The organism is Paenarthrobacter sp. 10L420, from assembly GCF_056395385.1.
The window spans coordinates 92495-118387 of record NZ_JBFTJK010000015.1 but is presented as its reverse complement, the minus strand read 5'-3'; the positions used below and the strand labels follow the sequence as shown (position 1 = coordinate 118387).

Annotated in this window: 30 protein-coding genes and 1 pseudogene; 24 read left to right on the top strand and 7 right to left on the bottom strand. The window is 59.9% G+C overall.

What is annotated here, in order from left to right; all coding sequences use genetic code 11:
* Positions 1-64 precede the first annotated feature (64 nt).
* The 5 genes from AC1DD5_RS19185 to AC1DD5_RS19165 all read left to right on the top strand — a co-directional run bounded on the left by AC1DD5_RS19185 (position 65) and on the right by AC1DD5_RS19165 (position 4445).
* Complete coding sequence (locus AC1DD5_RS19185) at positions 65-853, top strand: amino acid ABC transporter permease (RefSeq protein WP_223935683.1); 789 nt, start codon at positions 65-67, stop codon at positions 851-853.
* A gap of 47 nt (positions 854-900) precedes the next feature.
* Positions 901-1686 carry an amino acid ABC transporter ATP-binding protein gene (locus AC1DD5_RS19180; protein ID WP_477522488.1) on the top strand — a complete coding sequence of 262 codons (786 nt, stop codon included), beginning with the start codon at positions 901-903 and terminating at the stop codon, positions 1684-1686.
* Positions 1686-2729 (top strand): Gfo/Idh/MocA family protein, encoded by a 1044-nt coding sequence (locus AC1DD5_RS19175; protein ID WP_477522442.1) that lies wholly within the window; start codon positions 1686-1688, stop codon positions 2727-2729. The genes AC1DD5_RS19180 and AC1DD5_RS19175 overlap by 1 nt, the downstream gene beginning before the upstream one ends.
* A 48-nt stretch (positions 2730-2777) precedes the next feature.
* A complete protein-coding gene (locus AC1DD5_RS19170; protein WP_477522441.1) occupies positions 2778-3890 on the top strand; it encodes an NAD(P)/FAD-dependent oxidoreductase in 1113 nt (370 codons plus the stop codon).
* 93 nt (positions 3891-3983) lie between these two features.
* Complete coding sequence (locus AC1DD5_RS19165; RefSeq protein WP_477522440.1) at positions 3984-4445, top strand: iron chaperone; 462 nt, start codon at positions 3984-3986, stop codon at positions 4443-4445.
* Between the two features lie 267 nt (positions 4446-4712).
* Here AC1DD5_RS19165 and AC1DD5_RS19160 read toward each other — a convergent pair whose 3' ends face one another.
* Positions 4713-6185, bottom strand: a complete 1473-nt coding sequence (locus tag AC1DD5_RS19160) for an aminotransferase class I/II-fold pyridoxal phosphate-dependent enzyme (RefSeq protein ID WP_477522439.1) — start codon at positions 6183-6185, stop codon at positions 4713-4715.
* Between the two features lie 89 nt (positions 6186-6274).
* Between AC1DD5_RS19160 and AC1DD5_RS19155 the strand changes: the two genes are divergently transcribed.
* Entirely contained in the window at positions 6275-7720 is a 1446-nt protein-coding gene (locus tag AC1DD5_RS19155; RefSeq protein ID WP_477522438.1) for a M20/M25/M40 family metallo-hydrolase, read from the top strand.
* Between the two features lie 108 nt (positions 7721-7828).
* On the opposite strand, the pseudogene AC1DD5_RS19150 reads toward AC1DD5_RS19155, so the two are convergent.
* Positions 7829-8165 (bottom strand): annotated as a pseudogene (locus AC1DD5_RS19150) (recombinase family protein); the annotation flags it as partial.
* 277 nt (positions 8166-8442) lie between these two features.
* Between AC1DD5_RS19150 and AC1DD5_RS19145 the strand changes: the two are divergent.
* From AC1DD5_RS19145 to AC1DD5_RS19100, 10 genes are all read left to right on the top strand, one after another.
* The gene (locus AC1DD5_RS19145) at positions 8443-9177 is read left to right on the top strand and encodes a TIGR02391 family protein (protein ID WP_477522437.1); all 735 of its coding nucleotides are present in this window, start codon (positions 8443-8445) and stop codon (positions 9175-9177) included.
* 187 nt (positions 9178-9364) lie between these two features.
* Entirely contained in the window at positions 9365-10645 is a 1281-nt protein-coding gene (locus tag AC1DD5_RS19140; RefSeq protein ID WP_477522436.1) for an RES family NAD+ phosphorylase, read from the top strand.
* A gap of 227 nt (positions 10646-10872) precedes the next feature.
* Positions 10873-11226 carry an immunity protein Imm33 domain-containing protein gene (locus AC1DD5_RS19135; protein ID WP_477522435.1) on the top strand — a complete coding sequence of 118 codons (354 nt, stop codon included), beginning with the start codon at positions 10873-10875 and terminating at the stop codon, positions 11224-11226.
* Between the two features lie 161 nt (positions 11227-11387).
* Positions 11388-11825 (top strand): hypothetical protein, encoded by a 438-nt coding sequence (locus AC1DD5_RS19130; protein WP_477522434.1) that lies wholly within the window; start codon positions 11388-11390, stop codon positions 11823-11825.
* Between the two features lie 237 nt (positions 11826-12062).
* Positions 12063-12230, top strand: a complete 168-nt coding sequence (locus AC1DD5_RS19125) for a hypothetical protein (RefSeq protein ID WP_477519311.1) — start codon at positions 12063-12065, stop codon at positions 12228-12230.
* A gap of 179 nt (positions 12231-12409) precedes the next feature.
* Positions 12410-12943: an ankyrin repeat domain-containing protein gene (locus AC1DD5_RS19120; RefSeq protein WP_477522433.1), complete on the top strand. Its 534-nt coding sequence runs from the start codon at positions 12410-12412 to the stop codon at positions 12941-12943.
* Positions 12944-13039: 96 nt separating this feature from the next.
* Positions 13040-13522 carry a hypothetical protein gene (locus tag AC1DD5_RS19115; protein ID WP_477522432.1) on the top strand — a complete coding sequence of 161 codons (483 nt, stop codon included), beginning with the start codon at positions 13040-13042 and terminating at the stop codon, positions 13520-13522.
* Positions 13523-13752: 230 nt separating this feature from the next.
* Entirely contained in the window at positions 13753-14190 is a 438-nt protein-coding gene (locus AC1DD5_RS19110) for a T6SS immunity protein Tdi1 domain-containing protein (RefSeq protein WP_477522431.1), read from the top strand.
* Positions 14191-14466: 276 nt separating this feature from the next.
* Entirely contained in the window at positions 14467-14715 is a 249-nt protein-coding gene (locus AC1DD5_RS19105) for a hypothetical protein (protein WP_477522487.1), read from the top strand.
* A 43-nt stretch (positions 14716-14758) separates the two neighbouring features.
* Entirely contained in the window at positions 14759-15322 is a 564-nt protein-coding gene (locus AC1DD5_RS19100; RefSeq protein WP_477522430.1) for a hypothetical protein, read from the top strand.
* A gap of 144 nt (positions 15323-15466) precedes the next feature.
* On the opposite strand, the gene AC1DD5_RS19095 is transcribed toward AC1DD5_RS19100, so the two are convergent.
* The 4 genes from AC1DD5_RS19095 to AC1DD5_RS19080 all read right to left on the bottom strand — a co-directional run bounded on the left by AC1DD5_RS19095 (position 15467) and on the right by AC1DD5_RS19080 (position 18448).
* A complete protein-coding gene (locus tag AC1DD5_RS19095; RefSeq protein ID WP_477522429.1) occupies positions 15467-15772 on the bottom strand; it encodes a hypothetical protein in 306 nt (101 codons plus the stop codon).
* 235 nt (positions 15773-16007) lie between these two features.
* Complete coding sequence (locus AC1DD5_RS19090; protein WP_442004432.1) at positions 16008-16319, bottom strand: hypothetical protein; 312 nt, start codon at positions 16317-16319, stop codon at positions 16008-16010.
* 108 nt (positions 16320-16427) lie between these two features.
* The gene (locus tag AC1DD5_RS19085) at positions 16428-16964 is read right to left on the bottom strand and encodes a hypothetical protein (RefSeq protein ID WP_477522428.1); all 537 of its coding nucleotides are present in this window, start codon (positions 16962-16964) and stop codon (positions 16428-16430) included.
* A gap of 941 nt (positions 16965-17905) precedes the next feature.
* A complete protein-coding gene (locus AC1DD5_RS19080; RefSeq protein ID WP_477522427.1) occupies positions 17906-18448 on the bottom strand; it encodes a hypothetical protein in 543 nt (180 codons plus the stop codon).
* Positions 18449-18812: 364 nt separating this feature from the next.
* Here AC1DD5_RS19080 and AC1DD5_RS19075 point away from each other — a divergent pair, with 364 nt between their 5' ends.
* Both AC1DD5_RS19075 and AC1DD5_RS19070 read left to right on the top strand, forming a co-directional pair.
* The gene (locus AC1DD5_RS19075) at positions 18813-19370 is read left to right on the top strand and encodes a suppressor of fused domain protein (RefSeq protein WP_477522426.1); all 558 of its coding nucleotides are present in this window, start codon (positions 18813-18815) and stop codon (positions 19368-19370) included.
* Positions 19371-19587: 217 nt separating this feature from the next.
* Positions 19588-20811, top strand: coding sequence for an MFS transporter (locus AC1DD5_RS19070; protein WP_477522425.1), 1224 nt, complete (start codon positions 19588-19590; stop codon positions 20809-20811).
* A gap of 169 nt (positions 20812-20980) precedes the next feature.
* On the opposite strand, the gene AC1DD5_RS19065 is transcribed toward AC1DD5_RS19070, so the two are convergent.
* Entirely contained in the window at positions 20981-22006 is a 1026-nt protein-coding gene (locus AC1DD5_RS19065; protein WP_477522424.1) for a DUF695 domain-containing protein, read from the bottom strand.
* A 190-nt stretch (positions 22007-22196) separates the two neighbouring features.
* Between AC1DD5_RS19065 and AC1DD5_RS19060 the strand changes: the two genes are divergently transcribed.
* The 6 genes from AC1DD5_RS19060 to AC1DD5_RS19035 all read left to right on the top strand — a co-directional run bounded on the left by AC1DD5_RS19060 (position 22197) and on the right by AC1DD5_RS19035 (position 25885).
* On the top strand, positions 22197-22655 hold the full coding sequence (locus AC1DD5_RS19060) for a hypothetical protein (RefSeq protein WP_477522423.1): 459 nt from the start codon (positions 22197-22199) through the stop codon (positions 22653-22655).
* A 282-nt stretch (positions 22656-22937) separates the two neighbouring features.
* The gene (locus AC1DD5_RS19055) at positions 22938-23366 is read left to right on the top strand and encodes a DUF6188 family protein (RefSeq protein WP_477519325.1); all 429 of its coding nucleotides are present in this window, start codon (positions 22938-22940) and stop codon (positions 23364-23366) included.
* Positions 23367-23492: 126 nt separating this feature from the next.
* Positions 23493-23750, top strand: a complete 258-nt coding sequence (locus AC1DD5_RS19050) for a hypothetical protein (protein ID WP_477522422.1) — start codon at positions 23493-23495, stop codon at positions 23748-23750.
* Between the two features lie 312 nt (positions 23751-24062).
* A complete protein-coding gene (locus AC1DD5_RS19045) occupies positions 24063-24617 on the top strand; it encodes an RNA polymerase sigma factor (protein ID WP_477522421.1) in 555 nt (184 codons plus the stop codon).
* On the top strand, positions 24614-25450 hold the full coding sequence (locus AC1DD5_RS19040; RefSeq protein ID WP_477522420.1) for a hypothetical protein: 837 nt from the start codon (positions 24614-24616) through the stop codon (positions 25448-25450). The genes AC1DD5_RS19045 and AC1DD5_RS19040 overlap by 4 nt, the downstream gene beginning before the upstream one ends.
* 9 nt (positions 25451-25459) lie before the next feature.
* Positions 25460-25885: a CoA-binding protein gene (locus tag AC1DD5_RS19035; RefSeq protein ID WP_477519329.1), complete on the top strand. Its 426-nt coding sequence runs from the start codon at positions 25460-25462 to the stop codon at positions 25883-25885.
* Positions 25886-25893 lie beyond the last annotated feature (8 nt).

Below are 25893 nucleotides of genomic sequence, written 5' to 3'. Positions count from 1 at the left end.
GCGGGCCACACCCGCAGCCCGCCCGGCCATCCCGAAAAAACCAACAAACGTCTGAGAGCACCCAATGGATTGGCTCAATACCATCAGCCGCACGTTCTTCGATGTCGATTCGATGATCGAAGTACTGCCCCAACTCTTGGGAGTTGGACTCCTCAACACCCTGATCATCTCCATCGCAGCAACCATCCTCGGCGTAGTGATGGGCATGGTGGTGGCCGTCATGGGGATCTCGCGGTCCAAGTGGCTGCGAATCCCGGCGCGGATCTACACGGACCTTTTCCGTGGCCTGCCCGCAATCCTGACCATCCTGCTGATCGGCCAGGGCTTCGCCCGGTTCAGCCAGTCAGTGTTTGGACCCTCGCCCTACCCGCTGGGAATCATCGCGCTGAGCCTGATCGCCAGCGCCTACATCGGAGAAATCTTCCGGGCCGGCATCCAGAGCGTGGACAAGGGCCAAGGCGAGGCCTGCCGCGCCCTGGGCATGAGCTACTCAAAGTCCATGGCACTGGTAGTGGTACCGCAAGGCGTACGCCGGGTGCTGCCAGCCCTGGTGAACCAGTTCATTGCAATCGTCAAAGACTCTTCATTGGTCTACTTCCTGGGCCTGTTGGTCAGCGAGCGTGAACTGTTCCGTGTGGGCCAGGACGCTGCAGTGCTCTCAGGCAACCTCTCACCGCTGGTCATGGCAGGCATCTTCTACCTGGTCATCACCGTGCCACTGACCCACCTGGTCAATTACTTCGACAACAAGTTCCGCACCGGTCGCCGCCGTCCCACTGCCCCAACCAGTGGGCTGAAGGAAGTCAAGGAACTCGACGCGGCATCGCCGCTCATCACCGGGAGCAACACGTGAACCTCACAAGCAGCAGCAACACTGCCAGCAGCAGCACCGGCACCAACATGTCAACGGCCAAGTCAACCGCCAAGGACAAGCCAGCCGCAGCCGACGTCCAGACGTTCCACGGCTCCAGCCTGGAACTGCGGAACCTGACCATGGCCTATGGTGACGTCGAGGTACTCCGCAACGTCGGCCTCAGCGTGGCTCCGGGGACCACCACGTGCATCATTGGCCCGTCCGGTTCCGGCAAGTCCACGCTCCTGCGCGGCGTCAACCGCCTGCACGAACCCAAGAGCGGCGACGTGCTTCTGGCGGGCGAAAGCGCCCTCAAGGTCAAGCCGGACATCCTCCGCGCCCGCATCGGCATGGTGTTCCAGCACTTCAACCTCTTCCCGGACCACACAGCCTTGGAGAACGTGGCCCTCGCTCTGTGGAGCGTCAAGGGAATGTCCAAGAAGGAGGCACGGGAACGCGCCCAGCGCCGGCTGGCCGAAGTGGGCCTCGCCGAACGCGCCGACCACCGGCCCCGCGACCTCTCCGGCGGTCAGCAGCAGCGCGTCGCCATAGCCCGGGCGCTCGCCATGGAACCGGAAGTCATGCTCTTCGACGAAGCCACCAGCGCGCTGGACCCGGAACTCGTCAAGGGTGTCCTGAACCTCATGGCAGGCCTCGGACGCCGAGGCATGACCATGCTGGTGGTCACGCACGAGATGGGTTTTGCCCGCAAAGTTGCTGATCAAGTGGTCTTCATGGATGAAGGCGAAGTGGTGGAGGTCGGCACCCCTGCCGAGCTCTTCGACAACCCGCGCAGCGAACGCCTGCAGCGCTTCCTTTCGGAGGTCCTGTAATGGGTCAGGTAACAGCGGCACCCATCCGGACCGCCGTCGTCGGGTTTGGCGTCTCAGGCAAGGTCTTCCATGCCCCGCTGATCGCAGCAGATCCGAACTATTCGCTGGACGTCATCGTGACGTCGGACCCGGAGCGCGCCCGCGAGGCCGCGCGGCTCTATCCACAAGCGCGGATAGTGCCCACTCCGGAACACATGTTTGCCCTTGCCAGCGACCTCGATCTTGTGGTGTTGGGAACTCCGCCGCTCACGCACCTCGAGCTCGGTGCCACGGCAATCGCCTGCGGCCTGAACGTTGTGGCGGACAAACCTTTCGTCACCAGCGTCGCCCACGGTGAGGAGCTGGCCGCACGCGCGTCCGACGCCGGTGTGCAGCTCACGGTCTTCCAGAACCGACGGTGGGACGCCGACTTCCTGACGTTGCGCAAACTGCTGCAGGAAGGGGCGCTCGGCGAAGTAAGGACGTTTGAGTCACGTTTTGAATGGTGGCGGCCCGAAGGCTTCGGGAACTGGCGCGACACATCCACGCTCGCTGAAGGCGGTGGCATCCTTCACGACCTGGGCGCCCACCTGATCGACCAGGCCATCCAGCTGTTCGGACCTGTGGAGGAGAGCTACGGCGAAACCGCAAACCATGGCCCCCATGCCGACGCGGCAGACACGGAGGCCTTCGTGTCCCTGCTCCACGAGTCAGGCGTACGGTCCCGGCTGTGGATGAACGGCATGGCGGCGCAGGTTGGCCCGCGGTTCCACGTCCTCGGATCAAAAGCCGGGTACACCAAATGGGGACTCGACGGTCAGGAACCCGCGCTCGCAGCCGGTGTCACGCCGTCGGACGCTTTTTATGGCATGGAAACCCAGGAGTCTTGGGGGCTTCTGGGAGCCGACGGTTCAGCAACACCCGTACCTGCGGAAAAGGGCGCCTACCCGCAGTTCTACGCAGAACTGGCAGCCTGCCTCCGTGGCCAAGGACGCCTTCCTGTAGCTCCGGCCGAGGCGCTTGAAACCCTCAAAATCATCGAAAGCATCCACGCCTTCGCGTAAGCGCAAGAGCGTCCCAAGCATCCACAAACACGAAAGAAAGGGAGAGCTATGTCCTCCACCAAGCACGTCGCCGTCATCGGGGGCGGCATCCTGGGCGTTTCCACCGCCGTTCACCTGCTCCGCGGGGGAGCTTCCGTGACGCTCCTGACCGAGCGGGGCCTGGCCAGCGAGGCCACGGGCCGTTCACTGTCCTGGCTTAACTCAGCCGGCGAACGGTCCACCCCTTACCACCAGCTGCGGCTGGCTGGCGTCGATCGGTACCGGACACTGTTCGCGGCGGATCCCAACCGCGAATGGCTGCGGTTCGACGGAGGCCTCATGTGGAACGCTGCCGGCCAGCGCGAGGTGACCGAAGCCCGCCACGCTTACGAGAAGTCGATTGGCTACGACTCCAAGCTTCTCGCCCCTGAGGAGATCGCATCGGTGACGCCCGGCATCGACGCCAGCGCTGTTCCCGAGAACGCCATCTTCAACCCCGGCGAGGGCTGGGTCAGCCTGCCGGACCTGGTCAACTTCCTCATGGAGGAGTTCCACGCCCTCGGCGGTCAGCTCGTCCTCAACGCGGGCAAAGTCCAAGTGACGCTCGACGGCGGCCGGGCCAACGGCGTCGAGACTGCCTCCGGCGAGACCTATTCAGCCGACGCCGTCCTCGTCGCTTGCGGCGCGGCGACGCCCGCCGTCGTGAAGCCGCTCGGGGTGGAAATCCCCAATGGTTCCCCGGTCTCCATGCTGGTGGTCACCAAGCCTGTGGAGCACCAGGTGAAGGCAGTGATGAACACGCCGCGTGCCGCCGTTCGTCCCAACCCGGGTAACACTTTCGCGCTGGACCACGACTGGTATGAGGACCGGATTACCGAACACCCAGATGGTTCCTTCAGCATTCCTGATGACGTTGTCCAGGAACTGGCCGATGAATCCTCCAAGCTGATTGCAGGCAACCCTGAACTCAAGCCGGCCTCCTGGAAGATCGGCTACAAGCCCATCCCCGGCGATGGTGAACCCGTCTTCGGCGAACTGGGCCAAGTGCCCGGCTGTTTCGTAGCGTTCACGCACTCGGGTGCCACGTTGGGACTCATTGCAGGTGAACTGCTGTCCGGAGAGATCCTGACAGGCAAGAAGCACCCCATGCTGGCAACGTTCCGGCCCGGACGTTTCTCCTAGCTGCTGATTGAGCAGTATTGAAGAAGCTCGGCGATCGGCCCGGATCTATCGTTGAAACATCCGAAAGATTTCCAGCAGCGAGAGGGGCCTGCCATGACTGAGACCGGAGCTACCAAGTCCTACGAGGGATTCACCGAGGACGAACGCGCCGCCATGAAGGAGCGTTCGCAGGAGCTCAAAAGGACCAAGAAGGCTTCCCAAGCCGACGGTGAGAGCGATGTCCTGGCGAAGATCGCAGAGATGCCGCCGGCAGATAAGGCGATTGCGCAGCGACTCCACGCGCTGATCCGGGAGCATGCGCCGGAGCTTTCCCCCAAGACCTGGTACGGAATGCCCGCGTATGCCAAGGACGGGAAGAACATCGTGTTCTTCAAGAGTGCCGACAAGTTCAAGAGCAGGTATGCCACCCTCGGTTTCGAAGAGAATGCGATGCTCGACGACGGCAGCATGTGGCCAACATCGTATGCCTTGACTGAGCTCACCCCGGAGCTTGAAGACAGTCACCTTTTTTGGTGTGCGCCGCCGTCGTACTCGTTTAAGTCCAAACCAGCCTAACTTGGCGGCTGATCCGGCTGATGCGTCGGGTCTGGATGTGGTGGAACGGGACCAGGATCCGGAACCGGAAGCGGGCCGGGCGTCGGATTTGGAGATGGAATAGGGCTGGGTGGGAATGGGGTAGTGGGATCCGGTGGTGGCTGGACCGGTCCCGGTTCCGGCGGGAACGGCTCAGGTTCGTGAGTTGGAGGAAGCGTCATCATCTCTCCTTTGGAACTCGGTGTTGGTCTTTTTCAGCCTAGTGATTATGTGGGGAGAGTCCAGAGCTTACTGGTCGCGCTGATGTGCCACTACCCTGATGGTTTTCATCGAAGCGTCGGCAGGGTCCGGCAAAACCATTCCGGCGGCTACTCCGGTGCGAAGATAATCGACGACGGCCTGGTTGATCCGTTCGCCCGGAAGGATTGCCGGGATGCCGGGCGGATACGGCGTGATCTGCTCGGCTGCGACCCGACCTGCGGCTTCTTCTGCCGGGACGTTTTCCACGGGTCCGAAGAAGGCATCCCGCGGTAGCATCACCGTTGGCATTTCCAGGTCCTCCGGATCCGGGAGCTGAACAGGCGTCGGTTCCGGCATCTGTGGTGCGGCTTCGATCAGCTGCTGCAGGCTTGTCAGCAAGCGCTCGGTTGTTTCCTCATCGTCCGATTGGGACAACGTGGCTTCTATCCTCCGGTGATCATTGAGCCCAACGTCAAGGTGACAGTTGGCCCGCAACCAGTCCGCCGCCTGGTAGCCGCTGATGCCCAAACCCGCGACGTCGATCAGCACGTGGAGGGGGTCCAAATCGTGGGAGGCCTCGGCATGGACCAGCTCCGGCCCCAGGACGTGGAGTCCGGCCATGGAATCGATATCGCTGCGGACGCTCTCGGCCAGGTTCAAGGTCTTTTCCAGCAGCACCTCGCCATCCTGGACCATGTTTCGCCGCCAGCCGTCGATCGCCGCATAGATCATGACGTTGGCGCTGGTGGTGGAGAGCAGATCGGCGCACTGGCTTAGCCGCACCGGATCCACCAGACTGCCCTGGAGATGGTATATGGACCCTTGCTCGAATCCCATTCCCATTTTGTGGACACTAACCACGCAAATGTCTGCACCTGCATCCATGGCCCACGTAGGCAACCGCTTATTGAACGGCAGATGCGCGCCCCACGCTTCGTCGATGATCAGCGGCTTGCCCCTCTTGTGGCAGATCTCGGCGATTTTCCCAATGTCCGCACAGGTTCCATAGGGCGTTGGGCTCGTGATCAGTGCCGCAGCGGCATCGGGGTACCTTTGCCACATCTTTTCCACTTCTTCAGGGCTCGGCGGGTGGGCAATGTGCAGGTCCCGATCCCACTGCGGACTGATCCACCGGGGCTGGAGTCCGGACAGGATGACGCCGGCAACGACAGATTTGTGGGCATCCCGGCCAATGAGCAAATCACCACTTCCTCGGGTGACGGCAAGGATGGAGGCCTTGACGGAGAGCGAGCTGCCGCAGGTCGAAAAGAATGCCTTGTCAGCTCCAACGGCTTCGGCCATGAGCTCCTCGGCCTTGCTGAGAAAACCGCCTGAGGACTTTCTGTCATCGAGTCCTGCCGTGGAAAGCACATCCGAGCGAAACGTATCAGTACCCAGAACCTCAAGGGTTCGCGGATCGGCACCCCTGCCTTGGCGATGGCCGGGAGGCGTGTACCCGTAGCGGTTCAGTCGGTGGTACTCGGCCAACGCATCGAGCAAAGGTGCTTCATTTTGATCCACGAGGCTCTCCTTGATGGGTAAGTAAACTTACAATTCCATACATCGATCTCGTCTTCCATGTACCCGTCAAGGCGCAAGGTGAATCACGCGTGAAGTTCAATGAGCCTCTTCCACAAGCCCACCCTCCACCGGCCACCCTTGAGGCACTCGCCGCCGCGGTGGATGCAAACATGGCGCACTACGTGACCGTCCTGGCCGACTTGGTCAGCGTTCCCGGCGTCGCCTGGGCCGGATTTGATGCCCATGCATTGGACCTCAGTGTCCGACGGGTGCACGACCTGTTCCTGGCACGCGGCTTCGCCGAAGTATCAATCATCCGGGCCGCGGATCAAAGCGGGGTAGACGGCGCACCGGCAGTGTTGGCGAGGCGGCCTGCCGCGCAGGGCCTTCCCACTGTCCTGCTCTACGCTCATCACGATGTTCAGCCAGCAGGACCGCTGGAGGCCTGGGATTCGGAGCCCTTCTCCGCAATGGAGAAGGACGGACGTCTATGGGGTCGTGGTGTTGCCGATGACAAAGCCGGTATTGTCATGCACCTCGCTGCCATCCACGCCGTCGATTCGGTTCTTGGGCCGGACCACGGACTGGGCCTCACTGTGTTCGTTGAGGGAGAGGAAGAAGCCGGCTCACCCAGCCTTCAGGGCTTCATGAAGGATTACGGACACGAACTCCTTGCCGACGCTGCCATTGTTGCTGATTCAGGCAGTTGGAAGGTCGGGATCCCGGGCCTGACTACCAGCCTCCGCGGCCTGGTGGATGGGACAGTCCGTGTTCGCGTCCTTGATCATGCGCTGCATTCGGGGACGTATGGAGGTCCGGTCCTTGATGCATTAACAATCCTGGCCCGGTTGATGGCAACCTTCCACAATGCTGACGGCTCGGTTGCTGTGGAGGGGCTGGTTGAGGGCCCTGCTGAGGGCCTTGATATGGACGAGGAGACATTCCGGCGGGACGCGGGTGTGCCGGAAGGCGTGCAGCTGGCTGGAACCGGATCGCTCACTTCACGCTTATGGACCAAGCCCGCACTCTCCTTCGTGGGGCTGGACTCCCAACCCATCGGGACAGCCGGGAACGTGTTGCTGCCCGAGGCCACGGTGAAGTTCAGCCTTCGCTTGCCGCCGGGGAACCATCCCGATCAGGCAATGGAAGCTGTGCGGCGCCATGCACTGAAAAATGTTCCTTTCGGGGCGGAGGTCACCTTCACCCCAGGGTCCAAAAGCATGCCATTCATGGCTGACTCCAACCACCCGATGGTTCAGGCGGCAGTCTGGTCCTTGGAGAAGGGATGGGGAGCGCAGCCAGTGTCCATGGGTGTTGGTGGTTCCATCCCCTTCGTTGCCGCACTCGCTGCTGCCCAACCGCAGTGTCCCATCATCATTACCGGAGCGGAGGATCCGGACTCCCGGGCTCACGGGGCCAATGAGTCCGTTCATCTTGGGGAACTGAGGAACGCGATCCTGGCCGAGGCGCTGTTCCTTGCGGCACTTCAAGGCGGTGCCCCACGCAGGACAAGATCGTTGGAGGGCCGTGGGTGACTGTCGTTGTCAGAAGCTGACTGCATTGAGATCTCTGCGGTTGCGGGATTAGTGCAGCCGCGTGTGGACAGACTGTGTCCGAAGTCCTCTGCACAAAGGGTCACTCTGGTTGAACAGCAGTTTTCCCACGGGGCGTGGGGGTCGTGGATGCTGCCACCCAACTTCAAAGCGATGCCTTTGCGGGTGAGCTCATCCGGGATGTTCCTGGCGTCTGGCAGTGGGCGGGGGAGCGATCGAGCTTGGTCACAACGAGGGTGTTCTCGTTCTGGCAGGCGGCGAGGGCCTTGCCAAGGCCGGGCCTTTCGCGTTGGGTGCCGGTGAATCCGTGATCGATGTAGATAGCGTTGGGATCCACACCGGCGGGCGCGAGAGCGTCGCGTTGGGCGGCTAGGTCTTGAGTGTTGGTGGAGACACTGGCGTAGCCCCGATAAGCATGACGCCGAATGTAGCGTTTAGGGCACCTTCACCGGGCATTTTTGCGGGCGGGTCTTAAGGGAATCCAGTAGCCCTTGAACGGCGGGGGCCTCGATGCCCGTTACATCTGCCCGGTGTGGGACCGGCTTGCGGGCGGTTGGGACTGCTCCTCATCGAGAGGCTGCGGGGGTCAAGGAACAATCGACGACAATGCCTGTGCTTACCGTGTCTGGCCTGCCATTGATGTTCATCACTCAGACCTCGAGTCCTTCCTAAGGGATATGGGCACGACAAGGCAGGATGATTGCATGAGCAAGCTGAATCCTGAATGGGCGATCAATGAGATTGACCAGTTCCTTCATGTAACCGACCAGATCGGATACGACAACAGGGGCGGCGGAGTCATAGTTCTTGGAACGCACATGCGTGGATCAGAGACTGAAGCGTCTCAGCGCGCACACGTAGTGGAGCAGATTCTTGATCGCGTTCTACCGGGTTGGAGACAAGACAGACCAGGAAAAGATGGATCTTATGCTTGGCTTCGGGACCAGGCGTCAAGAGCCAAAGCCTCGTTGCAGCGGGCAGCTGAACTCGCTGAAAACCTGGGCGATAACGCGCCAGACATGGACGCCGCCAATCTCCACCCTTGGGCATGGGAAAATGGCAGGTCCTATTGGAACACCGGTCACTATCACCAGGCCGTAATGCAGGCTGCGATCCGTATCAATGCTGAGACTCAGGCAAAACTGGGACGCATGGATGTATCGGAGACGACGCTTTTCAACGAAGCGTTCTCACTGGACGGGCCAAAAGCAGGGGCGCCGCGGCTCAGGCTGATGGAGGACGACGGCGGACGGACATATCAGAACCTTCATAGAGGGGCTCGATCCTTTGCAGACGGTCTCTACACTGCAATCCGCAATCCAGGCATGCACCAACCCCAAGAAAGCGAAGGAGGTGAAGAGCAGCTTGCCCTGGAACAACTAGCCGCTTTCAGCCTTTTGGCACGTTGGGTAGACCAAGCCCAAGTCGATATGCCGTGACGGCAGGCAGGGCACTGCAAAAAGTCACGCACTAGCATCTGGTACATCAGAAGTGCCCAGAGAGAACCTCAATCGGACAGGAAGATGTTCGTTGATGCATCGTGCTGGGGACAGATCTTAGGGTGTTCCGCGTAATGATCGCGATCGTAACCCAGAGCCGCACCGCGTACATGCGACACTCGTCCTCATGAGTGGAGCATCCGAGCGCTGGCTCGCAGACAATGACCGCGGTTACGAGGAAGTGGATGGCGTTCTATGCCGTACCCACATTACCGATACCCACCTACGAGAAAAGTTGTCTGTTGCGGTGGTCGATGACGACGAGAGCATGTGCGTGCTGTGCCCCGCAAATTCGGCGATCGCTGACCTTGCCCCTCTAGCAGAGGTTCAGCGGCACGTCATGGATGTGTTCACGTCCCTTTATGAGCCGGCCGTAGATGCTGGTGTTCCTTGGGATGACGGGTGGCACGGCGCCGATATCTCCGATCCCGGCGAGATCCTGTATCAGGTCTGCGAAAAAGCTATCGAAGACCAAGTCTTCGAGTCGCTCATTGAGTTGCTGCAAAGGGCCGTCCTGGAGACGGACTGGACAGAAAACAGACATCCCACATCACTGGATGCAGCCTACTGGGGCTGGGACCAGTTCGAGGAAGACGTACGAACACAGTCTCGCTTTATATTTCCTTCTAGTAACACCGATTCTTCTGTTGCTGCGCCTGGTCAGAGAAGTGAAAGCTTCCTGCAAAGCCTTCTACCCTATGCCGAAAAAGAAGAGCTGAGTCTCATCTCCATGGTGCCGGCTGGCACCTTCTTTTACAGGGGGCGTTTGGTCAGCAGTGAGTTCAGCAAACTGGCATCGGCTTCTGAACTCGGTCCAGCTCCCGCGAAACTGGCCACTGTGAATCGAATGAGTCCCGAAGGAATACCCATGTTCTACGGCTCCGCGACGCCGGAGACTGCCGTCGAAGAAATTGCTTCTCACGGAACTAGGAACTTTGCGCGTATCGGGGGTTTCAAGAGCCAAAAGGATCTTAGGGTCCTCGATCTAACGTCCGACCTGAACATGCCGTCCTTGTTCGCTCCGGACACCCTCGAACAAATCGGCATACTCCAGTTTTTCCGAAGGTTTGCCGCTAACGTCACGGCGCCCATGGGGCCTGAAGACAATCCGAACCTGACTTACGTTCCCACCCAGGTGATCACAGAGTTCTTTAGGTGGGTTCCCAAGACGCCAATCGACGGCATAAAGCTAAGTAGCGCACAGAACGGACAGGACACCTTTGTCCTGTTCATCGATGCACAAAGTGTGGAGGACGCCCCCGTTGCGGGCGGAGCAGTATCACCTTCGACGTCGCGTTCACCCAACTGGTTTGCTGTAGATCCGATGCCGCCTGTGCTGACGTTGGACTCTAGCGATGTAAAGACCTACAAAATAGAGCGGAAAATCACGGCCACCGTTGTTGAGTAGTCATCTGGCCATCTGCGGACTCCTTCAACACTCAAGGCTTTATTGGAGCGGAGGCAGGCCAGTTGATGTAATGAAAACTTGGAGCGGCACGTGGCGTGGCCGTTCGATAACAGCCGTGACTTTGAGTCGTAAATGACGGCGTTTTCACAGCCCACTAGGGGCGTGATGCGCGGTAGACGATCGGCTTAGGGGCAGGTAGTTTGCATTTATAGGCGAAGATTCCTTGTATGCACGATTCGATCCTTTCCGCCCAAATGCAGATGACCACCAGGTTCGGGGCTGTTCCGGCACCACCCTTGAAAGGAATGAAAGTAGGAGTTTCCGAAAACGTACGGTCGTCGCATCTTCTTCCCCTCAATGGTCTAAGGCATCCCGCCGCAACTGGCACCAGTGGCTGGTTCATTTGGCGCGGCGAAGAGCTCGGAACCGCGCCCGACTTCTTCGTTCCCTTGCACGTCGAGCATCTGACGACCTGGTGTCCAGAAGTCCTTCCCTATCTCGCTTTGCCTCCGGGGTGGCGATTCCTCTTAGCACCCGGCTACGAAGATGTCTGGTTCGACGAGACGTTGTTGAATCCCTGAGGAAAGCTGATGACGGGGCTCAAGCTCCGTTCCGGTTCGCCGTCCGGTGAAGGATCCTCCAGCGGGGCACCCGTACCTTTAGAGACACGGCCGCGCCCAACTTGTCACCGCTAGCTGCAATCATCGACGGACTCAGGAATTCTGGCGGTAGCATTCTGGCTATGCAGCCACTCTTGACCACGTCCATCCGACGGCCATTTCACTGGGGAATCGTCATCGTCGCCGATGCTGAGTCTGGCGGCAAAATTCCGGAAGTGGAAGCTGACAAGGCTGTCTCGTCCAATGAACACGGCATTATTGCGTTGGTCCGTCATGCCCAGGACATCGACTCATTTGAGGACGAATTCGACTGGGCTGAAACTGAAGTGGTAGTCCGGCTTCTAACCGAAGCGGACCTCCCCAGCGTGGACAGAAGCGAAGTATTCCGTGGAAGGCTAAAGTCAGCCAATGGCAGAATCACAGTCGGTGACGCCGACAGTGACGTCGAAACTCCGGCTCACCGCGGTTGGAACGAGCTCGTTGTGACGGTCGCGTCCGATGCCGCTGTTCGTGGTAGTTCGCCAGACGAGCTACGCATCGACCTTATTCCCAGCGTTTAACCGCTGATGGCGTGAAGGCTCGCCTCTCCGTCTTCCGCGAACCAACGCCCGTTTGCCGCAGTCCAGCGGACGCTCCAAGTGTCCGGTCAGGGATCGGCTTACGGACGCAGGTCCACCGGATTACGGAGTTGGCCCAAGGACCAGGAAGCCGGTCAAAGCACCTTAGGATCCAGTCATGACAGCTACTGACATTTCGCACCTAATCTCGGATCTCCAAGTCACAACGTGGTGCGATGAATGACCGGCTTGCCGAAGTACCGCGACGGCGGCAGAGACATAAACAACTACCGCATTGATCAAAACTTCCGTCGTAAACGTCGCGGTCTCACCTTTGCCGTCGTCTTTGGCGTCATATCGATCCTGGGGTTGGGCCTGTTGATTTTCTGGACTTCGTGGGGCGGCTAGTTGTGGGTGTGCGACAGACTGTGACGACCACCATATTACGTTTGAGTTTTGAAGCCACAGACGCGGAATGCCCAGTGGAGGATCCTTTCCGGAACTCCCCGACGATCTGAACAAGATCTATTTGCCGGATTGGGGGCGCACCTCCGAACGAGCCGTGACTCTTGGTGGATGCTTAGAACATGCCCCCTAAGCCGAGCACCCCATGCACCTTGGGATTCGCTGTATGGAGCGACAACGTCGCCCTTGTCCGCGAACTACTGGACGCCGGCGCCCCTGTTGACCATTACGGATCCGACACCGCAGCCGACATCACGCCCTTGATGGAGTCAGTCGACGAGCTTGAGCCGTTCTATGACGATTCCAGACTCCTTGTGACGCAGCTTCTCCTGTCGGCGGGCGCTGACGTAGGGAGGCGCGACAACACCGGACGCACGGCTTTGCACTATGCCGTCGGGGCTGGTGTTATGGCGGTCGAGGTTCTTCTCGCGGCCGGTGCGGACGTGAACGCCGCTGCTGACGACGGGGCCACACCGCTACACGAAGCGATCGTCCGCGGGAATGTCTCAGCCATTGAAGCTCTCTGCCACGGCGGCGCCAATTGGGCCGCTCGAGACCGTACGGGACGCACACCCGCCGACTTACTTCCTGAGAACAAGGATGCGTTCACATCTGAGGAACTCGCTGCCGTGAATCTTCTGCTTGAGTCCACCTAGCCGGCGCCCCTAGCCGCTGGCTATTCGCGCGCGGCTATTGAGCGTCTCAATGCAGAGACTAACTGCCCGTAAATAATCTGCGCCATGATTATGCCCATGACATCGGATCTTGATTGGGCGCGCTTCCATGAGGCTTTCGGGGAGGACCCCGGCGTGCTTCCTGATGGCGAGGTGGCCGGGAGCGCAGAACACGACTGGGATGCGCTGTTTGCGATGCTGCACCACAACGGCTGGAAACTGACAACCAGTGATGGCGATTTGCCGCTCCCGCCCGATAGACACGGTCTTGCCGAATTTGAGACCTTCGCCGTTTGGCCCGTCGACGGAGTACACGTCAACTTCTTCCCTGGACCGCATGGCGTATTTTTCGACGTCGACTTAAGGCAGCTCGTCAACCAAGCCGCAATGGACGGCCTAGCCCATTTGATGCGAAAGCTCGGAACAACGCTTCGTCGAGATGTCGAGCTTAGAGACGAAGGTTCGAGCGGCGCCCCAGTCATTCGCTACTCCACTGCAACAGACCTGTTTTCAATAAGTTATAGAGCAGACTTCAGCCCGCACGGAAGGGGATCGCCTTAGGGACGTTGTCCTAATGGGCCCGGGGCAGGACCGTTCACGGAATTTGTGAGGCATGATGTTGCCATGCTTGAGATCTTCGGTAAGAGGTTCGACGTCACCCATGGAATCCCCGGATCTCCTGAGAGCGTGGGGAACAACGTCGCCTACTTATTCAGCCGCTATGGCGGCTGCACCTTCAATGGCGGCCTGTACCGGGTGCATTCAACGGAACATTTCGCAAAGCGTCGACAATGGTGGCCGAGGCCTATCCCGAGTTCGGCTTTCCACTAATTCCTTTCGGGTTCGATTGGTTGGGCCGTCAGTTTGTCCTTGACCTGCGAAGTGGTGACGTTGATCCCGAGATCCTTCTCCTGGAACCGGGAACGGGTGAGGCGCTAGAGATCCCAAGGAAGTTCTCGACCTATCACGACGACGAGTTAGTACGGGATCCGGAACCAAGCCTCTGCGTGAGCTTCTTCAATGAATGGAAGTCTGAGAACCCTGCAGACTTGGCTTTCGATCAGTGCGTCGGCTACAAAGTACCTCTTTTTCTAGGCGGCGAAGACTACGTCCACAACCTTGAGGTCAGCGACATGGAAGTCTACTGGTCAGTGATGGGTGAGCTCCGTCTCGCTACGATGAATCTCGCTCCTGGCACGCGGATAAGCGGGATCGAAATCGGTGAATGACGCTTCAGCAGGGGCTCCGTTAAGCCGAGAGCAATTGCAGACACGCGTCCGGTTCGGGATCCTCCAAAGGGCACCCAGCTGGCCTAACTAAAGCGTGCTTTTGGAACCAAGAAATCGGGTTGGCCAGGCCCGGCTGACCAACCGGCGGTATTTTGGTGACGGAAGAAGGTTGGTTTCACCGTTCTAGCTGGTCAGGCTCAAAGGAGTTGCAGAGATGGATGAACGTCAGAAGCTGTTCCCGATCTGGTTGGGCAGCCTGTGCACATTGCCCAAGAGATGGCGGCGAACATTGGGTTTGGTCTCGCCGCCGGGGACCCTGACGGGCCGGGGCTCCGTTCGCGTACGTGGCCAGGGCTGTTCTGGGTGACCTCCCAAGATCCGTCCGCCGGGCAGGTCCTTGAGCGGGGGAGCCAAATTAGGATTACTTTCGTTCAGAACGGTCAAGCCCGAAGCGACGTGCCGGAGCAGACGGGCGGGCCGACCCCCTCACTTAAGAGTCATGCGGAGGCTGAGAAGGACGAGTGAGCGATGTCCGGTGAGGGATCCTTCACCGGGACACAGGATCGGATTGAGCCTCAACTGTGACTTTCAGCGATTCGTGGCGGCTGTGTCGGGTGACGTGGTGCTGGGTGCCGTTTCCAGCCATGACGGTTTCCTGCTGGATAATCAGGGCATGCTGATTCGAGAGTCCAAGGCCCAATTGGAGCAGATGCTTGCGGTGATAGGGGCCGACGAACGCATCGGGGCTCGGAATCCCGGTGCCGTGATGAACGTCTTCGAGCGTTTCGCGGCTATGCCGGCCAACGACTGCGCCCCGATGGACGAAGATGGCGATGGCGTTCTTGCCCAGTTCGGGACTTATGGGGCGCGGGGCATCCAAGAATTCAACGTGGATCTCACACGTCAGTTCATTGAAGCCGGCGACGACGATGCTCTGACGTGGCAGCTGTCATGCACGTTCTACTGGGATCCGACGCCTGAGACCCTTGCAATGGGCAGCGGCAGCCTGTGGTCCTTCGACTTTGCTCTCGAAGACTTCTTCAGGAACGCTGCCCTGCTACCCGGATGGGAATGGGCGCTTGGTACAAACGAGCAGCCCAAGTCCCTGGAAATAACGCTGGACCAGGTCTGAGTGAGCCCAGGGCTCCATGCTGAGCCCGCGAGCTGCACCGAGCCATCTGGCAACACGAGAGTCCTTTCGAACTGGCCGTCCGATGAGGGATCCCCATTCGGGCCAGTGAGGCTCCCGGTGGACCACCGCCTTACGGACGTTGTTCTAAGGTGCCTGCTGCTTCTCCGCTTCGGCTTTAGTTCGTTCCAAGATCTCGGCGAAGTGCCGGCGCTCGAGATAGTCCGCGTGGGCTAGTCGGATGATGCGGCCCGTATAAGGATCTCGTTGCATTAGTTTCTTGTTGCCAAGGCGGATGGTTGTGTAGCCAGCCCTTTTCTCAGCATCCTCCCTGAATCCCGCCCAGTTGATAAGAACGACCAAGACAAATCCTGAGACGAGCACCAGACCTATCAGCAGATCAGTAAACAAAGACTGGGGGACACCAGCAGCGCTTGGATAAGCAATCGACAAACTAACAACTACTAAGACGGCCGTGGCGCGGTGGCGCCACCGTGTCACTTGAAAAGCAGTTCTGCCAGTGATCAAACCACTACGAGATCCCGTGTTTACCAAGTCGCAGCTCCATATTCGCCCAAGCAGTCTCCAGCTCTCATCGTGCCACGCCCGTAGGTGGTCCTGGGCGATGCCGGACGCCCGACGAGGGATGCCCTTGCGGGCAGCCGACCCCATGCAGACTTCGCCCCGGTCATCGTCGCAAGATCCAGTCCACGGGGTAGCCGAGTTCCTCGAGAGTTAGAAGCAGTGGTTCGGGAGGAACCGCAAAGACGAAGAGTTCAAAGCCGCCGCCGCGGATGTGGATCCGCTTAGAGAACAATCCACGAGTAGTGAAGACCTCGATTACCTGTTCCCTGCGGAAGGGCCATGGCCCGAAGATGCGCCCAAGACCGAACCGAAAGCGAAAGTTGAGATCCTCCTCCGTTGCGGTTAGTTCGACGAGCGGCGTCGTGGCGCGGATTGTCCGGTACTCGATGCCGACATTTATGCGATAAGGCTTCATAGGCCTGCATCATCCCCCGAGTTGGCTGAGTGGTTTCACCAAAAGTTACTACCTGGGTGCGCAGAAGTCTCTAATACCGGCGCCCCCTATGCCCCCGATAAGGGATCGTCAGTGGCACTGGGCCTTGGCTAACAGATAGCTGGTTTGGAGCCCCTCCAGCCCGTTGAGCTTAGTCTGGAGAGACTGCATGCGGGCAGTGGCGGTCACAATGCCTGCAGTGTCCCCGGTGCTCAGCGCCTTGCTGGTATCGGAGAGCGCGTTGATGGTCTGGATAGCCAAGTCCATGATTTGGTCGGCATACTGGAGGGCCTGAGTACATGGGTAGGGAGTCTGGGCCACCGTCTTGGTCTGGGTGACGGTCTCGGTCGCCGTTACGGTCGGAATCGGCCTGGCCGACGCCTCGGAGGAGGCGGTGCCGTACCCGTTGTTGTAACCAACGGTCGTCCCAGCAGCCGTTCCCAGGGCGACCAGCGCGAGAAATGCCAGCACTATCGCAAGGGTCCGTCGTGGCTTGCGCTGGGTCCGCGGCATGGCCGGGGCCTCATCTATGGGTGCGGGCGGGTAGGGCGGCAACGGAGGCTGCCAAGGGGCCTTCGGCCCCGGGGTGTAGTCGCTCATTTGCTGCCCGCTGTGCTGCTCCTCCACGAGCTGCCCCCAATCTAAAATGTGGCCTTGTTTTGGTGCATTTACGCTCGCATGCAGCCGCACCCGCGGGCAACACTTGCCTGTACTCGTCTTTCGGACGCGCCCACTACGGGGTGGAACAGGATACGTCGGAAAGGGGCAGCACCAAGCGCTATCGCCGACGAACGCCGGTGGCAACCGAGGCTGGCCAGCTCCCGCCCCTGGTCCACTCTGGGGCCAGCAACGTCGCGGCGAACCCAAGGTATCAAAACATTGTCCTCTAACCCCCGCTGCACCACCCCCGCCACCGTTGAGCCGGCCGCGAAACTGGCCAAACCGCGGGCCTGCATGCGTCGCCCCTCAAGGCCCCTACCCCTAGCACCCGCCCGTAAGCCGATCCCCTTATGGGTCCAGTGTCGGTGACTTAACGGGCAACAAATCGACCTTGCCCGTGACGCGTTTTGGGATCAATGGGTAGCCAAGCTCCTCAAGGAAATCAAGTACCTGGATTGGGATGGTAAGTCCAGAATGTCCACCAGGTTCCGTCCGTGCGGAGGAAGCCTAAACCGTGAGATGTATCGAGGCCCCTCATCGTCCGGTATACGAGCCTGACCTCAATCCGTTCCAGCCTCCATGGGCCGAAAAACCTGCCCAATCCATGCCGCGTGCCCGGAACTCCAGCCGCTCCTTTGTCGGGACGAGAAGGATCCACGGGGTACCGGCCCGGAACTTTCCCGGGAGAGCAAGCCCTCCCCTGAATTCCTTCTGCATCCGAGCCCTTCAATCCCGCTAAGTCGCCTCTATCAACCCACACTAGGGGTGACGGTTGGATTCCGCTCGCGCTCTGATAACCGTGTACGCAAGTGGATCCTTTACCGGTCGCCAAGCTTTCCTGGCCAACACGAACGGGAGTTGTCTGTAGTTTCCGTTACTGCCCGGAGAAAAATGCGAGTCCGCGCTGCCTACACGCACACCCAGCAGTAGAGCCCTTGCCCGGAAGCTTTGGATCGTCGGGCCAGACCGGCCAAATCCTTTAGGAAACCGCCAAGAAGCGCCGGATCAGCTGCGTTCCAGAACTCCTCAGTCTCCGACCATGGGATCGCCACCTGCTCAAGGGCTTCGTCGGAAGCGGTGGCCAACGCTGTGGAAAGGGGCTCCGTTAGGGTCAGCACAAGACGCTCCCCACCATCCCGATCCGCGAGGGCTTGCCCGCTCCGTGGATCATCCATGACATCGTCAAAGGACCGTCCGGTGAGCAGCTCTTCTAGTGTTCCCAGCTGCACGACGGGATCAATACCGTTGCCGGACACCGTGTCAAAAACTGCCGCCTCCTGGAAAGTCACGGTCGCCGGTGCCGCCGGTTGGCGTTTACGGCCGAAGATGCCTCGCCGGGGCTCGGCCGGCGGAGCGATCGTCGCTTGGGATCCGGGACCGCCAACACGATCGATCACCGAGGCTGCTTCCTCATCGGAGGCAGCAGAGAAGTAGTCAAAAAGAACGCCCATAATCGACATTCTCCACTACGTGAGGACGCCGGACGCCACGGCGTCAACTTCCCGCTGATAATCCCGTAGGTGACTAAGCCGGGCCGGCAACGAAGTCCGAACCAAGTGCGCCTTGTGGTGAACTACAGCCAACTTCATGAATCACCCGCCCGTAAACCGATCCCTGAACGGGCACTTTGAAGCGTTAGGAGAGCTACCGTCTTACGGACGCGGCCCTGGGTCGTGGATTACGGCAACGGCTAAGCAATGGCGGACTCGTATGCCTGGCTGCTTAGCCATTGAGAGTAGCGCTCGGCGGAGTTGTATCGAAGGCCAGAGCCCAAGGCCAAGGGACATATGGTGATCATGTGGAGGTCCATAAATAATGCATGATTCAGTCGAAGAGTACCTGCTCTCCCGATGGGGCGATCCTACGAGGAAGGCCAATTTCGAAGGCGAAGGATTCTCCATCCAAGTATGGAAATGGGGTGCTGCGGTCACGGGAGAAGGTGTCGATATATATGCGACTGTCGGAGCTGCAAGTGGACCTGTGGGCGATCCAGGCACAGTAGAGCATCGCGCAGAATTCCTGTTGGGTTTGCGGCCGGGGCAGGACGCAGTGGCTCGCTCATTCGCGGCTTTGGCGCTCTACGGCGGACGGAACCGAGTCACAGTAGCGGACGGACACACCGTCCCGTCGGACGGTCCACTCTGGCCTGGCACAGAAATGATGGCGTTCCTGATCCGTGAACAGGAAGCGATAATTCCAACTGTCCAACTATCCGATGGGTCGTACGTCCACTTCCTCCAAGCTATGCCACTGCACGAATCCGAACTGCTATATAAGCGTCGTCACGGGATGGACGCCCTGATGGCCAACTGGAAAGAGCGCCTTGTGCCTTTCTGGGATTCAGAGCGCGGGCCTGACACTCCGATCTTCTGATTTCAGGAGCGTTGCGTTGAAGGATCGACTTACGGCCAACAGGTGCCTCTGCCCTGAGTGGGACATTCGGGCGGTTCTCTTCAGCTCGTGGTAGCTTGGCAGCGCTGCGGACAGCAATCGTCGGGTTATGTGACGGGTTGCAACCGTGAATGGGCTGGGGACCCAGGGCCGGGGCTAGTGGCTCTTGTGACCCCGGCCTTCGACCGACAGGAGTGACGTGCGCAGCCCTCTTACCCTTTTGAACCAGTACCCAAAGTTCCGTCGTGTACTGTTCGGTGAGGGCTTGGCCATGGCAGGCGAAGCTGCGTTCTCCATTGCACTGGCTTGGCTGGTGATTAGTGAAACCGGGTCGATTGTTGCCCTTGCTGGTGTGCTGCTGGCACAAGCGATACCCCGAGGAGCGCTGCTACTACTGGGTGGTGCGCTGACGGACCGGTTCTCGCCGGGCCGCGTCATGCTCGTGTGTCACCTGGTGCGTGCCGGTGCGATGGCATTAGTGTCGACCCTTAGCTTCACCGGCACGGTGCAACTGTGGCAACTGTACGTCCTGGCCGCTATCACGGGAACTGCTTCGGCGTTCTTTGCCCCTGCCAGTGAAGCTGTGCTCCCACGCCTGCTCCCTGGAAAGGACCTACCGCAAGGAAACGCAGTTCAAGGAGCCGTCGCACAGGCTGCTTTCATCGCCGGCCCCATGGCTGGGGGCGTCCTAACCGGCTTGGGCGGCGCCGGACTGGCCATTGCCGTCAACGCCCTAACGCTAACGGTTGCAGCCTTCACATCACTGAACATCCCCCGTGGACCCATCGGGAGTGGATCAGGCAACGCCACTGAAGTCATCCGCGAGATTGGCCTGGGTCTTCAGCACGCGGCACGGTCCCACGAGACCCGCATCGTCCTTCTGGTTATCAGTGCTGCCACGCTGAGCTACAGCGGGCTCTTCGCCATCGGGCTGCCGCTGTTGGCCACCTCCCTTGGTGGCTCACCGATGGCCCTTAGCATCCTCGTCTCCGGTTGGGGCGCGGGGCAGCTGCTCGGAACCGTGGCGGCGGCCGTGACCGGCCTGCCCCGGCGTTGGGGGCTACTCATTATCTCCATGACACTCGTGGAAGGCATCGCCTTTGCCCTCCTAGGTCAGATCACTGAACCATGGGTAGCAGCCATCATCCTTGCCCTGGTCGGGGTAGGCGTCGCCTACAGCACAGATGTGGCCCTCCCAACGTTCATTCAGACCCGCACCCCAAGCCACCTACTAGGGCGGGTAAGCTCCGTCCTTGAACTGCCCAGAGTCATTCTGGAACCCGTATCCATAGCCTTGCTCGGCCTGGTCCTCGCCGGTTCACTGCAATGGGGATTCCTCGCAGCCGCTGCACCAGTACTCATCGCCGGCACAATCCTTTCCCTCAACGGAAAAGCCCGAACACTCACCGCAGAGGGAACCTGAAAGCGCAGCGCCCGGTAGAGGATCGGCTTACGGACGCAGGTCCACCGGATTATGGAGTTGGCTTTGACCCAGTGGGAATCTGGAGACCCCGCCGAAAACCTGTACTTTGCGAGCGCTCTGCGGCAAAGGAAGTGCAGGGCTGGGTCTGTCGGACGGAGCACCCTGGCTCCTATGAGAATTGGCGCAGATCCGTCCATCCAGGATCGGGTACTTGTGTAGTGGCAGCGTCAACTAAGCGGGCAGCTGCTTCGATAGACGCATGTCCGTTCTGGTCGTCGGAATCAGTGTAATAGTGGAGCACTCTGGTTCCAGCCGCTGTTTCATGGGCCACTAGGATCCCTCGCGGCCCGAGTGCCGCAGTGATGTTGTCCTCGATTTGGCGGAGACGGTTCAAAGCGGTTTCGGTTGGCAAACCATCGTCCCGTTGGTCTGCATACGCGAGGCTCACCTCAGTATGGAGATCGAAGACCGGGTAATCGATCCACCGTAGCGGCCTACGGGCCAGGACAACCATCCGCTCGCCAGCCGGTGTCGTGCCTTGGAGAAAGGCCCACTGGTCCGGTTGCGTATGAGTAGTCATCCTGTTGATGGCTTCGATGAGATCAGTTGCTGAAGCTGTGGCTACATCGGCGCTGGTGGTTGTGTTGATAGCTCCCACCCACCGTTCGACGCCGTCTTCGCCCAGAAGCCAGTCAAGAAACAAGAAGGAGACCCGAAGAGGTTCATTCCCGGGCATTTGACCGAACAGAGGGTGGTAAACCTCGACGTCGATACTTTCACGCTGGTCATCCACGCTGAGGCCGAACCGGATGTCCCGGAGTGGGAACTTAGTGCCGTCGACGTCGAGGACGTTCTCGATAACGCCGGGCACCGGCTGACGGGCCGAGGCGAAGTCCCAAACCTCGTCAGCGGAAGGGGCTGCGCGCAGCCATTGTTCTGCGACTCTGCGTAACGCAGCATCACCCTCAGCACTGACGACCAGAAGATGGTCCGAGCGATGACCGCGACCGGTGTCCCACGCCAAGTCAGGATGCACCTTGGCGAGTTGCTGGGTCATGACGCTGGGAAGGTCGTCCCACTCTCCGGTCTGCACTGCGGTGCCGATGCGGTCTTTTCCCTCAGCGGTCCACCATTCCCAGAAAGCGCTAATCGGATGTACTGGGGCCGGAGTGACCTTGCGCCGAAAAATTCCCATGTCTACCTCTGCTTGGGCGGCACGATAAGCCGCAATGCAGAATCTACCGGAAAGTTCTGACGGAACTCCCCATAAGGTCACACTCGTGTCTACGGCCGCCCGTAAGCCGGTACGGGCGTTCAAGCGCCCGTATGGGGATGGCTCACCGGGACACGGAACAAGGTGCGGCCCGCCGGGATATATTTCCCTCGTGAATAGTAACGAAAGGGCGCGAGCAATCTTCCTTTGCGAGCAGACGGGGCTGATTCCGCCCCACGAGCTGCCTGAATTCGCCACTGAACTTCTCGTCCTGGGCTATGACACCCCTTCACTTCGTGAACTGGCAGGCCTCCCGACAGGTGACCGGGCCGACTCGGCAGATATGTGGAATGCAGTCCGCGATGAACTCAGCGTCCGGCACGAAGGCGAAGAGGAAGCGGCGAGGTTTCTCCTCAAGTACTGGGCTCAGGAGACTGTCGAAGGACGGATCGACATCCTCGCCGGGTCGAGGCTCATGAACCGGGTCGGCTGGTTCCCACTGAGGCAGCCGGCGGAGCTGAATGAGCTCGTATACCTCCTGGACCTCTGGGACGAAATGCCCCAGCGCCGCGAGCAAACTACCGCGGAGCTTCGTGCCTTCGCGCGGAACCTGATGGGCAACGAAATCTAACTTCGACCGAATCCCAAGCAGTCGATGCCTACTCCGTGACAATCTTCGACATGTAAGATGACTGACTTCGGCCCCGAGACTGAGGGGAAGCAATAACAAGACGCCGTTCGGTAAAGGATCCCCTAATGGCACGGTTCTGAACGGAATCGTAATCCCCAGCGGCGGCAGTGTGCTGGCGTGACCCAGTTGAGCGGCGACCGGCAGATGTATGGCTAGAGGTCCGTTCTGCGGGCAATGGCCATTGGGGCACGTCTAGGGTTGAACGCAGGAGGAAGGTGGGCCGTGGTAGATGTTCCGGCATCCCTGAGCGGAGCTCAGAGATTCGAGGGTTACTGGCTTCTCGATGTGAGCGCCCAACTCATCCTGCAACTCGTCTTGGATTTCCAAGTAACTCTGGTTCTCGAACACTTCAGAATCACCATCGAAGAGAGCTTCGTTCTCGAGCACCCCGATGGCACTACACATGTAGTCGAACCCGGCGGCGATTTCGACCAGCTCGCCCCCGTTCTTCCGCTCTCACGCTCCAAGATTGTTGCTGAGGGAAGAGCGTTCGACGACGGACGTCTTGAAGTCGTCATGCAGGATGGCTGCCGGCTGACTGTGGTGCCGGATCCCGAGTCGGCGTACGAATCGTGGAACCTCACGGGGCCAGACGGACTAAGGATCGTGTCCATGCCCGGAGGCGAGCTAGCCCTTTGGGGCAGCCCGTAAAAGGATCCCTCACTGCGATACGAGTCGAGTCAGACAGCGGCACCGGTCACTTCTTGGCCGACGATCATAGCTAAAAGGTCGTCTAGACTTCCGTGGCACTTCTCCAACTCCGGTAGGTGGTAGAACGTGCTGGTAGTCATCAACGTTGTTGATGACTTCGTCCTGCGAATGCAGGATTGTCCTTCTGCCTTGAGCAATCGCGATGCCAAGCTCAACATGTGTGCCCTTCCCGCCTGGAAGCAGGATTGGGACAACGTCGGCACTCATCACTGCGTCTCTCTCATGCTGCCCGATAGAGCGCAGATCGCCGAGGGTGACGGTACCCGCATCGCGCGCACACGCGTTCTGGGTCCAGTCGTACGTGTTGACGTAGCCCTTGGATAGCTTCGGAAGATGACAGTAACGCCTCGGATCACCCTGAAACCGGCTCCCGAAAAAACTTTCAAAAAAGTTCGTAACCGGCGTAACCCTTTGGCGTACCCCGACGATTACGTCTTTGAAAGGGCCGAGCTGGAATTTGTCCCCCATCATGTTCCAGCTCGGTTCTTCTCTTTCCTGAAGAGATTTTGAGGGACATGATGGGCCTTCCTTGGGGCCGCCCGGTTGAGCAGATACCCTTGGTGGGTTGCCCGTCGAGCAAAGGCGGACGACCTGGCTCCAAGCCCGGACCTGCCGCCGATCGAAAGTCTCTTAACTGTGACCGACGCATTGACCGACGAAGCGCTTCATGCACTCAAGGGCAATAACGCGGAACTGTTCAGCGCCGTCTACCAGGCATACGCTGGACCGGTTCTCGGCTACCTGACGGCTAAAGGCGTATCAGATCCCGAGGCCATTACACAGGACGTGTTCCTTGCTGTCCTGCCCCGATTGGATGACATCCAGGGAGGAGCAGGCGGACTACGGACCTTTGTTTTTTCCGTGGCCCACGCCCGCATGGTAGATGAGCACCGGAAACAAAGCAGGGCCCCGGAACACCACGAGTTCGAGCCCGAGCGCGATCCCCGCGAATCAGGTTCTGCAGAATCAGAGGCAATGGGCCTGCTGGCTCCCCACGAGGTCATGAAGCTCCTGGACTACCTCAGGGACGATCAACGGGAGGTCCTGGCACTCCGGATCGTGGCAGGCCTGACCGTGGAGCAGGCAGCCGACATCATGGGGAAATCCGCCGGCGCAGTAAAGCAACTGCAGCGCAGGGCTTTGATGACGCTCCGTGAGCATTCGGCAGTAAAGGAATACGTGTCCTCATGACATACAGGGATATGGAACGCGAAGATATCGTCGACGAGCTCCTGCTCGACGCCGGGCCCACTGACGCGCCCGGCCTTCGGCAGGCACTGCTCTCCCTGCGTTCCTTCGCGGACCGCCCGGCACCTGCTCCGAGCGAGGCGCTGGCCGCGATGTTCGCTGGACCTCACGATGAACTCAGCAAGCGTCGTTGGCGACACAAGCACCGTACGGCTGTGGTGAGCGTTGCCGTGGTTGCGGCCATGGGACTCGGCGTCACTGGTGTGGCCGCTGCCAGTTCCGGTTTCACCCGTACGCCCACGTTCGTCGATGAACTGCTGGGAAATTTCGCTCCGCAACCTTCATCCGCAGCGCCCGCGCTGCCCACGCCCGATGCTCCGAAGGTCAGCACCGAACCAGCGCCCTCAGTGGATCCCGCAGCAGTACCGCTGGTTACCGAATCCCCTGCGGCGCAGGGCGGGCAAGACGATGAGGCTTCTGGCACTGCCATGCCGCATGTCAAGGCACCGGCGCACCAGTCAGAGCCTGAGGCGGCCGACGTCGGAAACGTCCCGGCTTCAGGCGCGGTCGGCGAGCCTCCCCGTACCGACCAGGCGAAGCCTGCCGAGCCTAAGGAGGCAAAGCTTGAGGCAAAACTTGGACAGTCCGGACTTGAGCCAACGCTCCCCGACGTTGTTAAACCAACCGCAGAACCGACTACAACGGCCAAACCCGCCCCCGCCAACGGAAATAAGCCAAGCCAAGCACTCCCACTGCTGAACGAGAAGCCGGCTCACGAACCTTTCCAGTCCTTCATGGACAAGCTGAAGCAATGGTTGAGGGGCGCGGGACACTAAGCTTGCTTCATGATGCATGTCAACGATCCGGCCGTGGTGGAACGATTGATGCGAACAAAAGGATGCTGGGCAATCGTTGGCCTCAGCAACAATGAGTGGCGCTCCGCATACGACGTCTCCCTGTACGTTCGCGACCGCATGGGTATGGAGATTATCCCCATAAACCTCAAGGGCGAGGACGTCCATGGCGAAAAGGGATACAAGTCCCTGATGGATATTCCTGCGGAGAAACACCCCATCGACGTGGTCGACTGCTTCGTTAACTCCCAACGAGTGGGCGCTGTTATTGATCAGGCAATCGCCATCGGCGCCAAGGCTGTGTGGCTGCAGCTGGGCGTCTTTGACGACGACGCCGTCCAGCGGGCCAGGGATGCAGGTTTGGACGTCGTGGTCAATTCCTGCCCGGCGCGCGAAGGCTGGCATTACGGCCTGTAATCACCAGG

Bases quoted from the DNA above. Each gene is read 5' to 3' on its own strand.
- AC1DD5_RS19185 (WP_223935683.1), top strand. From the start codon at position 65: ATGGATTGGCTCAATACCATCAGCCGCACGTTCTTCGATGTCGATTCG.
- AC1DD5_RS19180 (WP_477522488.1), top strand. From the start codon at position 901: ATGTCAACGGCCAAGTCAACCGCCAAGGACAAGCCAGCCGCAGCCGAC.
- AC1DD5_RS19175 (WP_477522442.1), top strand. From the start codon at position 1,686: ATGGGTCAGGTAACAGCGGCACCCATCCGGACCGCCGTCGTCGGGTTT.
- AC1DD5_RS19170 (WP_477522441.1), top strand. From the start codon at position 2,778: ATGTCCTCCACCAAGCACGTCGCCGTCATCGGGGGCGGCATCCTGGGC.
- AC1DD5_RS19165 (WP_477522440.1), top strand. From the start codon at position 3,984: ATGACTGAGACCGGAGCTACCAAGTCCTACGAGGGATTCACCGAGGAC.
- AC1DD5_RS19145 (WP_477522437.1), top strand. From the start codon at position 8,443: ATGAGCAAGCTGAATCCTGAATGGGCGATCAATGAGATTGACCAGTTC.
- AC1DD5_RS19140 (WP_477522436.1), top strand. From the start codon at position 9,365: ATGAGTGGAGCATCCGAGCGCTGGCTCGCAGACAATGACCGCGGTTAC.
- AC1DD5_RS19135 (WP_477522435.1), top strand. From the start codon at position 10,873: ATGCACGATTCGATCCTTTCCGCCCAAATGCAGATGACCACCAGGTTC.
- AC1DD5_RS19130 (WP_477522434.1), top strand. From the start codon at position 11,388: ATGCAGCCACTCTTGACCACGTCCATCCGACGGCCATTTCACTGGGGA.
- AC1DD5_RS19125 (WP_477519311.1), top strand. From the start codon at position 12,063: ATGACCGGCTTGCCGAAGTACCGCGACGGCGGCAGAGACATAAACAAC.
- AC1DD5_RS19120 (WP_477522433.1), top strand. From the start codon at position 12,410: ATGCCCCCTAAGCCGAGCACCCCATGCACCTTGGGATTCGCTGTATGG.
- AC1DD5_RS19115 (WP_477522432.1), top strand. From the start codon at position 13,040: ATGACATCGGATCTTGATTGGGCGCGCTTCCATGAGGCTTTCGGGGAG.
- AC1DD5_RS19110 (WP_477522431.1), top strand. From the start codon at position 13,753: ATGGTGGCCGAGGCCTATCCCGAGTTCGGCTTTCCACTAATTCCTTTC.
- AC1DD5_RS19105 (WP_477522487.1), top strand. From the start codon at position 14,467: ATGGCGGCGAACATTGGGTTTGGTCTCGCCGCCGGGGACCCTGACGGG.
- AC1DD5_RS19090 (WP_442004432.1), bottom strand. From the start codon at position 16,319: ATGAAGCCTTATCGCATAAATGTCGGCATCGAGTACCGGACAATCCGC.
- AC1DD5_RS19080 (WP_477522427.1), bottom strand. From the start codon at position 18,448: ATGGGCGTTCTTTTTGACTACTTCTCTGCTGCCTCCGATGAGGAAGCA.
- AC1DD5_RS19075 (WP_477522426.1), top strand. From the start codon at position 18,813: ATGCATGATTCAGTCGAAGAGTACCTGCTCTCCCGATGGGGCGATCCT.
- AC1DD5_RS19065 (WP_477522424.1), bottom strand. From the start codon at position 22,006: ATGGGAATTTTTCGGCGCAAGGTCACTCCGGCCCCAGTACATCCGATT.
- AC1DD5_RS19040 (WP_477522420.1), top strand. From the start codon at position 24,614: ATGACATACAGGGATATGGAACGCGAAGATATCGTCGACGAGCTCCTG.
- AC1DD5_RS19035 (WP_477519329.1), top strand. From the start codon at position 25,460: ATGATGCATGTCAACGATCCGGCCGTGGTGGAACGATTGATGCGAACA.